Source organism: Coleofasciculus sp. (assembly GCF_046539235.1).
In the GTDB taxonomy this organism is placed as follows: Bacteria; Cyanobacteriota; Cyanobacteriia; order Cyanobacteriales; family Coleofasciculaceae; genus Coleofasciculus.
The window spans coordinates 1-8738 of sequence record NZ_JBKHHI010000288.1; the positions used below are offsets into that span (position 1 = coordinate 1).

Sequence of the window (8738 nt, forward strand, 5' to 3'; positions counted from 1 at the left end):
CTATAGCGTAGTGTTCAGCCCAGATGGAAAGACGATTGCTTCTGCTAGTGGGGATGGAACACTCAGGTTGTGGAATCGAGAAGGTGAACTTCTCCACACCCTTTCTGGTCATGAAGAAACAGTCTGGAGCGTAGTGTTCAGCCCAGATGGAAAGACGATTGCTTCTGCTAGTAATTATAAAACAGTGAAGCTGTGGAATTTAGAGGATTTAACCCTAGATGCACTCATGCACAGAGCTTGTGCTTGGGTTGGGGATTATTTGAAGTACAACGCTCCAGATAGCGATAAGTTTCTGTGTGATGAGGTTAAACAGTAACAAAGCGCGATTCCCCTCATCCCCAGCAAATCCCAGTCCCATCAAACTCTCCCCCTCACGTCAGCAGGTGTAAGTTCTGCACCTGAACGGATGGGTTATCCCCATAGAGGTTCCGGGATGAATTTGGCAAGATGAAAGGTAGCTGTCGGGGAAAACTGATGAATAATTTTTCAATCCAATCCATTTATAACTGGTATCGTAACGCGGTTCGCAATCCTAAATACCGTTGGTGGATAGTCTTAGGGACTCTCCTTTACGTGTTTAGTCCCATTGATATCGCCCCAGATTTGATTCCGATTGTCGGGCAAATTGATGATGTTGTCGTGCTGACGCTGCTGGTGTCTGAGATGTCGCAGTGGTTGATTGATTTGGCTAAATCTCGCCAAGCGGGAATCGTCACCGAAGAAACCAGTACCACACCAGAAACGACGGTAGATGTGAAATCTGTCTCTGTGGAAGAGCCAATCCTGTAGAGACGTGTCCGGCTTGTAGTAAGGGATGCTAACCCTAGATTCTGTTGGGTTTCCTTGCGTCAACCCAACCTACTGGCTTGGCACAACTAAAATAAACCTTTGTTTGTAGTAAGCACTTTAGTGCTTTAACGCCTAGCTTGAGAGGGCTAAGGTTCCCTACTAAGAACTCAATCTATTCGACAATTTTAGCTGTTTCAGTTCACCATGGACTATTCTACCGTTAAAAACGACTGGCAAAACCGAGGCTTTAGTTGTGGGATTTGGATAGATTCGCCGGGACAGGTGTGGGCAGATTATGTCCACGATACGGATGAACTGGTGATGCTTTTGGAAGGGGACATTGAGTTATCGTTTCAAGGGAAAACATTTCGTCCCCAAGTCGGAGAGGAAGTGCTGATTCCGGCAAAAGAATCTCATACGGTAAAAAATGTGGGGAATAGGACGAGTCGTTGGTACTACGGTTATAAGCGAGGGTAGGGGAAATGTATGAAGCTTTGGTTTTACTTAAGGTGAAAACCGATAGTGGTAACCTTTTTGGTTGTGTACCCTCACGGTAATCTGACTTGTCAAATACACTCACGAAACCGACGAATCGGGGCGGGTTTAGTCACATCTGGGTGCAACCGCAAAGAGAGTAGTAAAACCCGCCCCTACACATTTATGTGCCATACCAGACTCTTCAGCGCGTTAGGTCAAAATTATATATATGCCGTGAAAACTCAAAATTTCACCCTCATTCCCTAACCTTTTTTCCATCCCCCCTTGCCCCCCTTTGAAAGCAGGGGGTTTTCATTTTCAAAAAATATACCACAATAAAAGCAAAATATTTGCTGATCAAAACCGTTTTTTTTGCCCGGTTTAACTCTCTCTATTCAAAAATATTTTTAAGCTCAACTATTTGCTTAATTCATAGCTACAAAAAACCTGAATCTATTGCCGATTCGTCATTTCCAGGTTTGGCTTGTCTTTTAACGTTTTGACAATTTCATAATTGGTTAAAGTATTTTTCAAAGTTTTTCCATCAATAGCAATCCAATCCGTCCCCTCTTTTTTCCAATAATGTTGCTCGACAAAATTTTCAAATATGGCTTTTATCTCTAGGGTTTCAATGCCGATCATCACTCTTCTTATTGTACTATAAGATGGTAATTTTTCTGGACATATTCCTAGCCATTGTATTAGGGTTTCTTTTTGGTCATGGCTAAATCTTGCGATCTGCTTATAATTGACATTCCCCGTCATCAGACCCAAAAAAATAATAGATAAAACTACCCATAATTCGTGCCGTTTGCCTCGCTTGTTGCGAAAATCCTTGACTTTTTTGAATTCTTCAATTATGCTAGTAAGCATGATTTTTTTGAAATTGAAAAAAGTGAGCTTTTCTTAATTTTACCGGGAAAAGTTCACTTTTCTTTTAAAGATTCCCCCGGACTTTGAAAACCCCCTGCTTTTGAAGGGGGATTTAGGGGGATCTAAACTTTGAGCGTTAGTTATACAAAGTTTTAAGTTGACACCAATGACTGACGTGCGCCCTTTACCAACGTGCGCTGTTCCCTATTCCCCGTTCCCTGTTCCCTATTCCCCGTTCCCCATTGTGCTGCATATCGAAAACCTCTGTAAATCCTACGGCGATCGCCACGTTCTACAAAATCTCACCTTACATATCCACCCCGGAGAAATTTACGGATTACTTGGACCCAATGGTGCCGGAAAAACCACCACAATTAATAGTATCTGTAACTTACTCAAAGCCGACAGTGGCACAATCACCATTAATCACCAACCCGTCTCCGATGCCACCAAAACCCTAATCGGAATTGCCCCCCAGGAAAACTTACTCTATAAAACCTTAACCTGTGCCGAAAACCTGCATTTTTTTGCCCGCATCTATGGCTTAAGCAAGCGACAACGACAACAACAAGTTCACACCTGTTTAGACGCCGTTAACCTATGCGATCGCGCCCAAAGTCCCGTTGAAACCTTAAGTGGCGGAATGCAGCGACGCTTAAATATAGCCGTCGCCCTAGTTCATCAGCCGAAACTGGTCATTTTAGACGAACCCACAACAGGTTTAGATATCGAAGCCCGGTATGAAGTTTGGGACTTGATTCGTCGTCTCCAACGTCAAGGATTAACAATTTTGTTAACTACTCATTTATTAGACGAAGCCGAACGCCTGTGTCAGCGGATTGGCATTCTCAAAGGCGGACAAATTGTCGCCGAAGGGAGTTTAGATACCCTGCGCCAAAGGATTCCCGCCCAAGAGATTGTGATAATACAAACACAAGAAGAGGAACGTGCGATCGCGCGGGCGACAGAACTCGGTTTCACCCATCGACGCTACGGGAATGATTTAGCCTTTTGGTTACCCGAAGCGTTAGATTTAAAAGAAATAATTGAGCGATTTGAGGGCATTTCCCTAGATTCAATTACTCGCCAACCTGTACGCTTAGAGCATATTTATATCGAAGTGACTCGATGAAGGATCTTGGCATGCAAAGGGCGGAAGGCAGCGGGGAAGCTGGGGGAGTGATGTAGAGACGTGCCATGGCGCGTCTTGATGTAGAGACGTGCTATGGCGCGTCTGGGAGCTGGGGAAGAGGATTACCAATCAACAAATGACAAATGACAAATGACAAATGACAAATGACAAATGACAAATGACAAATAACAAATAACTAATCCAACTCTCGCCGCCCTTCCAACGCCCGTGCTAATGTCACCTCATCCGCATATTCTAAATCCCCACCCATGGGTAAACCAAAAGCAATGCGAGTCACCTTTGTAAACGGTTTCAACAGTTGACCAACATACAGCGTCGTCGTCTCCCCTTCCACACTCGGACTAATCGCTAAAATTACCTCTTGAATCTTTTGCTGGCTAACGCGGCGCACCAGTTGTTCAACGTGCAATTGTTCCGGTCCAATTCCATCCATGGGAGAAATCACCCCACCAAGAACATGATAATTCCCCCGATACTCCCGTGTTTTCTCCAACGCAATCACATCACGGGAATCCGCCACCACACAAAGCGTTGTTTTATCCCGATTCGGGTTACGACAGATATCACAAACCGATTCAGCCGACAAGTGAAAGCAAACCTGACATAAGCCAATTTGCTTTTTCGCCTCAACTAAAGCCTGCGCCAGGGCTTTGACTTCATCCTCTGAGCGCTTAATAATATGTAATGCCAATCGTTGAGCGGTTTTGGGACCGACTCCAGGTAAGCGTTGTAGTTGCTCGATCAGTCGAGCGAGGGGGCGTGTGTAAGCCGTGGTTGTTCTCCCAGTCTATGCGTTTACCTTACCTATAGTACGCTCTCCAGTTGAGAAAAGGACGGGCAACGAGGGGAGTCGGGTTGGGAAATTTGCGGTTAAATAAGTAAAGCCCCCAGCGAATCAGCAAATTTGACTCAATTCGCGGCAAAGTAAGTTAACCTCTGTGATAAGAGCGATCGCGCATGATGGAACCGTCTCTCACTCAATTTGGTACTCAGATGTCCAACCTGACGGGCGTCCGGGCTATTATGAAGGATATTATTGAAACGTTACGATTAGGTCAGGGACAGGAGTTCATTAATCTTAGTGCGGGAAATCCGGTAATTTTGCCAGAGGTGGAACAACTGTGGCGAGACTGTACCGCCCAACTCTTGGCTAGTCCCGACTACGGAGAGGTAGTTTGCCGTTATGGGTCATCTCAAGGATACCAGCCCTTGATTGACGCGATCGCACAAGATTTCAATCAGCGTTATGGCTTAAGCCTAACTCAACGGAATATCTTAATTACTCCCGGTTCTCAATCCATTTACTTCTATGGCGCAAATGCCTTTGGCGGTTATACCCAAGCCGGGGAGTTAAAACAAATCGTTCTCCCCCTGAGTCCCGATTATACCGGGTATGGTGGTGTCAGCTTAACCCCAGAAGCCCTAATCACCTACAAACCCAGCCTGGATATTGATGAAGCGGCGCATCGCTACAAATATCGTCCCGACTTCAGTCAATTGAAAATTACCCAAGATACCGGATGTGTCATATTTTCTCGCCCCTGTAATCCCACAGGGAATGTTCTCACCGATAACGAGGTGCTAAAAATTGCCGAACTCGCTGCACCTAATCATATCCCAGTATTCATTGACTCCGCCTATGCCCCCCCATTTCCGGCATTAAACTTTACCGAAATGACGCCCATCTTTGGTGATAATATAATCCATTGTTTGAGTTTATCCAAAGCCGGACTACCCGGAGAACGGATTGGCGTCGCTATTGGTGATCCGGATATGATTGGCATTTTAGAATCCTTTCAGACGAATCTCTGCATCCATTCCTCCCGTTACGGACAAGCAATCGCTGCACAGGCGATTAATTCTGGCGCATTGGCTGAGATTTCCGTTAATGTAATTCGTCCCTATTATCAGCACAAGTTTACCGTATTAGAAACAGCGCTGAACCAATTTATGCCCAAAGATTTACCGTGGTTTTTACATCGCGGTGAAGGCGCTATTTTTGCCTGGTTGTGGTTCAAGGATTTACCGATAACTGATTGGGAGTTTTATCAACAGTTAAAGCAGGTGGGGGTAATCGTGGTTCCCGGAAACACCTTCTTTCCTGGATTACGGGACACCTGGGAACACCAGCATCAGTGTATTCGGATTAGTTTAACCGCCAGCGATCGCGAATTAGAAACCGCCATGCAACGGTTAGTTCAGGTGACACAACAGGTATATCAGCAAGCCGTGGTGGAGGTTTGATTGTGAGGAAAGTAGGGGCGGGTTTAGGGTATGTCGTTTCGCCATTGATAATAACATATCTGCCCAACGATACCCAAGATCCCCGACTTCTCTAAGAAGTCGGGGATCTGACTGCAAACCGCTATAACACTAAGCAACCGTTAACACTATGAAACTAGCCCAGCGTCGCATCGGTTTAGAACAAGAATTTTTCCTCGTAGACGAAACAGGAAAATTTTCCAATCGTGCCGATGAATTCTTGCAAAATTGTCGTCAAGAAGCCGAAGCCATTGGTTTAAATCCCGATTACTTTATGCCGGAATGGGTGAAGGGAATGATCGAAATCAATACCCCTCCCGCCCATACGCCCACCGAATTAGCCACAGCCTATCTAAAAAACTTACAACTCGGATTACAGGTGGCGAAAAAGATGCATTTGCGGCTTTATCCCCTATCCAGTTATCCCTTACATTTAATTCCCGTCATTCGGGATAAATTAAGCTATCATGTCCAAGTTCGCACCGTTGGCTATGACCGATTTTTGAATGCGGGTAAATGTACAGGAACCCATATCCATTTAGAAGTACCGCCAGGAGTGATTGATTCCCGTGTTGGTGTCTCTTACAACAGCAGCGCCGCCGAACGCGAAGAACTGATTAATATTTATAATTTAGCCACAGCCTTAGATTCCGCCCTCATCGCCTTGGGACGCGCCTGTCCCTTTTATGAAGGAGAAGCCACGGGATTAGCCTATCACATTGTCCGCTATCGCGGGAGTGACCGATTTGGCTGGGAAGGCGTTTATACTAACTTACAATCTGTCGGCGGTTTAATGCCGTATGCGGATTCTGTGGAACATTTAGTTGAGTTGCAATTTGAACGCTATTATGCATGGCTAACCGCGATGGATAATGCTGGAGTTGAGCGGAAGTTGTTTACTGAAGGCGGCGGAAATTTACTTAAATCCGGTTGGAATCCGGTGCGACTCAATGCATTGGGAACCGTCGAATTGCGAGGAATTGATAGTAATTATCCAGACGTAATTTTCACAATTATGAGATTAGCTTACAATGCAGCTAAGCGAGTCAGACAGGAAGGAATAAGGGTTAGACCTGCTCAAGGCGTTCATACCTTTGAGTTACGCGGTGATTGGCTAGTTGTACCAGACTTTGACTATCTCAATGGTGAATTGTTATTTGCCGCTGTGACGGAGGGAGTGAGGAGTTCTAAGGTTACGGCTTATCTGGATTCTATTTTAGAGTTTGCGATTCAAGATGGTAGTGAGGGAATTAATTACCTAGAAAAGTTGAAATCAGATTGGGGTGAATATCAAACAACAGAGGCGGAAATTATGCAAGAGTTTGTTCCCGCAGGCGCTCAACTAGAAAAAGAGGAAGGGTTGCGGTTGGTGCGTGAAGCGTGCGATGAGTTGGAAGCCCAGGTTTCATCGTTTTCACAAAATCTACACAAACAAAGCTAACCCGAATTTGGTATTAGCAAAGAACTTGAGCCACGGCGATTGAAATCGCTGCTACACAAACAAAGTCCGCCTGCGCGGACTAGGTTATAAGGGGGGTAGCTAACCCGAATTTGGTATTAGTCCATTTTAATGGACTTTAGCTATAAGCCAAGAACTTGAGTTCTTGGCTTGTTTTAGCTTCGATTGAACCGTCAAATCTATTCCGCCACCCTCTTGGATATCGCCAGTACAATTCTCCCTAAAAGAAATAACGGATCAGTTTCGCGGCGTAAATTACTGATCTCAAACTGGGTGTGACACTCCTGATCCCCAAAAGTAATGATGAGAGTAGTAGATGTAGCCAAGTGTCTTGAGAATTGTCATGAAAAGTATCACATTAGAACGTTCAAAAGGACGCTTAAGTTCAGCCTCAAACCCGATCAAGCGGTTAACCCAAGGAGACTTTACACAGCGGTTTGGTCGTTTCCTCATCTGTCGGAGAATATATAGTCTTCTCCAAGCTAGGCGACAGCGCCGAAATCCCGATTTCTATAAAAAACGCCTGAAGATTGCTTCCGATTCAATGTTTGACGGTGTTTCCCTAGATAGATGTGTCCAACAACTCTGTCATGAAGGAGTAGGATTTGGTCTGCATTTATCGCCGTCAATGGTAAAAGAAATCTATCAATATGCCATTCAAACAGCTTGTATTGAACCTGAGTCTGACGACGAGTTTTTCATCGAAGAGGTAATTAGAAATGGTCGCAGGCGAGGTGAGCATCCAGTACTGCGTGCCTTGGTGCGTGATGTAATGGATTGTGAAGCCATTCAAAAAATTACCCAAGATCCTCTGCTGTTGCAAATCGTTAAGAACTATCTGGGGTATTGGCCCAACCAAATTACCCAGCATCTGACTTGGAGTTTAGTTTCCGATCTGTCCGAGTCAGAAATTAGACAGAGTTATCCACCCACAAATTTTCACTATGATATCGCTGGGTACAACTTCATGACTGCCTATTTTTATATCACCGATGTGAATGCTGATTCGGGCGCTCATGTTATGATTAAAGGCTCTCATCATAAAAAGCCGCTTTACATGACTTTTTCTGCGGGTCGTCAGTCCGACAATGCTGTGCTTAATTATTACGGACAAGAAAATAAACTGATCATTGAAGGAGAAAGTGGATTTGGTTTTGTTCAAGATCCTTCCTGCATCCACCGAGTCATTTCCCCCGTTAAAGCAGATAGACTACTGCTGCAAATCCGGTATTCTTAGACGTCCAGTTAGGGTAGTAAGCTGTCACGCATTTAAATTGGGAATGGGTAGGGAGCAAGATGCAAAGCCTGCGGCATGGCTTCGCTAAACGCATTACAATGGTTTTTCAGTTTCTGACATTCAGGTTTAAATGAATAACAGCTTAGCAATAGATCGGGATTATAGAATTTCATTCCTGCCCTTGGCGTAAATCCAAATCAGTCGCTTCCTCCACCATTCCACTGGAATAAGCTGTTCGGCATTTAAACCTTAATATCAATAACGGCGAAAGCCTTGCCGTAGAGCGAGCATCTTGCTCGCTACTAATATCCAATTTAAAGGCATGACAGCTTACTCTCGCAATACTTCGGCAAGGCGACGGGCTTCAAGGCGATCAACATTGAGAAAATTGGCGAAGCGCCCTTCAGTAATTAGCCCCTGATCAAATGCTTCAATGGCAAGATGTTGGTAGTGGACTGGCATCCTATCAGTACGTTGGGGGATTTCTT

At 44.8% G+C, this 8738-nt stretch carries 9 protein-coding genes and 2 pseudogenes; 7 read left to right on the forward strand and 4 right to left on the reverse strand.

Annotated features, from left to right (window positions below):
* From ACLFWI_RS21390 to ACLFWI_RS21400, 3 genes are all read left to right on the forward strand, one after another.
* A partial coding sequence (locus ACLFWI_RS21390; RefSeq protein ID WP_446414597.1) for a WD40 repeat domain-containing protein occupies positions 1–316 on the forward strand: 316 nt, incomplete at its 5' end.
* Between the two features lie 158 nt (positions 317–474).
* Positions 475–789: a YkvA family protein gene (locus ACLFWI_RS21395; RefSeq protein WP_446414598.1), complete on the forward strand. Its 315-nt coding sequence runs from the start codon at positions 475–477 to the stop codon at positions 787–789.
* Positions 790–993: 204 nt separating this feature from the next.
* On the forward strand, positions 994–1266 hold the full coding sequence (locus tag ACLFWI_RS21400; protein ID WP_446414599.1) for a cupin domain-containing protein: 273 nt from the start codon (positions 994–996) through the stop codon (positions 1264–1266).
* A gap of 453 nt (positions 1267–1719) precedes the next feature.
* Here the strand turns inward: ACLFWI_RS21400 and ACLFWI_RS21405 are convergent, their stop codons facing one another.
* Positions 1720–2139 (reverse strand): transposase family protein, encoded by a 420-nt coding sequence (locus tag ACLFWI_RS21405; RefSeq protein WP_446414600.1) that lies wholly within the window; start codon positions 2137–2139, stop codon positions 1720–1722.
* A gap of 244 nt (positions 2140–2383) precedes the next feature.
* On the opposite strand from ACLFWI_RS21405, the gene ACLFWI_RS21410 reads away from it, so the two are divergent.
* Positions 2384–3271, forward strand: a complete 888-nt coding sequence (locus ACLFWI_RS21410; protein ID WP_446414604.1) for an ABC transporter ATP-binding protein — start codon at positions 2384–2386, stop codon at positions 3269–3271.
* 196 nt (positions 3272–3467) lie between these two features.
* On the opposite strand, the pseudogene recR reads toward ACLFWI_RS21410, so the two are convergent.
* Positions 3468–4058 (reverse strand): annotated as a pseudogene (gene recR, locus ACLFWI_RS21415) (recombination mediator RecR); the annotation flags it as partial.
* 194 nt (positions 4059–4252) lie between these two features.
* On the opposite strand from recR, the gene ACLFWI_RS21420 reads away from it, so the two are divergent.
* From ACLFWI_RS21420 to ACLFWI_RS21430, 3 genes are all read left to right on the forward strand, one after another.
* Positions 4253–5536, forward strand: a complete 1284-nt coding sequence (locus tag ACLFWI_RS21420; RefSeq protein ID WP_446414605.1) for a valine--pyruvate transaminase — start codon at positions 4253–4255, stop codon at positions 5534–5536.
* 148 nt (positions 5537–5684) lie between these two features.
* Positions 5685–6995 (forward strand): glutamate-cysteine ligase family protein, encoded by a 1311-nt coding sequence (locus tag ACLFWI_RS21425; RefSeq protein ID WP_446414601.1) that lies wholly within the window; start codon positions 5685–5687, stop codon positions 6993–6995.
* A gap of 361 nt (positions 6996–7356) precedes the next feature.
* Positions 7357–8250 carry a hypothetical protein gene (locus ACLFWI_RS21430; RefSeq protein ID WP_446414602.1) on the forward strand — a complete coding sequence of 298 codons (894 nt, stop codon included), beginning with the start codon at positions 7357–7359 and terminating at the stop codon, positions 8248–8250.
* Between the two features lie 169 nt (positions 8251–8419).
* On the opposite strand, the gene ACLFWI_RS21435 is transcribed toward ACLFWI_RS21430, so the two are convergent.
* The gene (locus ACLFWI_RS21435) at positions 8420–8563 is read right to left on the reverse strand and encodes a hypothetical protein (RefSeq protein ID WP_446414603.1); all 144 of its coding nucleotides are present in this window, start codon (positions 8561–8563) and stop codon (positions 8420–8422) included.
* Between the two features lie 17 nt (positions 8564–8580).
* A pseudogene (locus ACLFWI_RS21440) lies at positions 8581–8738 on the reverse strand (transcriptional regulator); the annotation flags it as partial.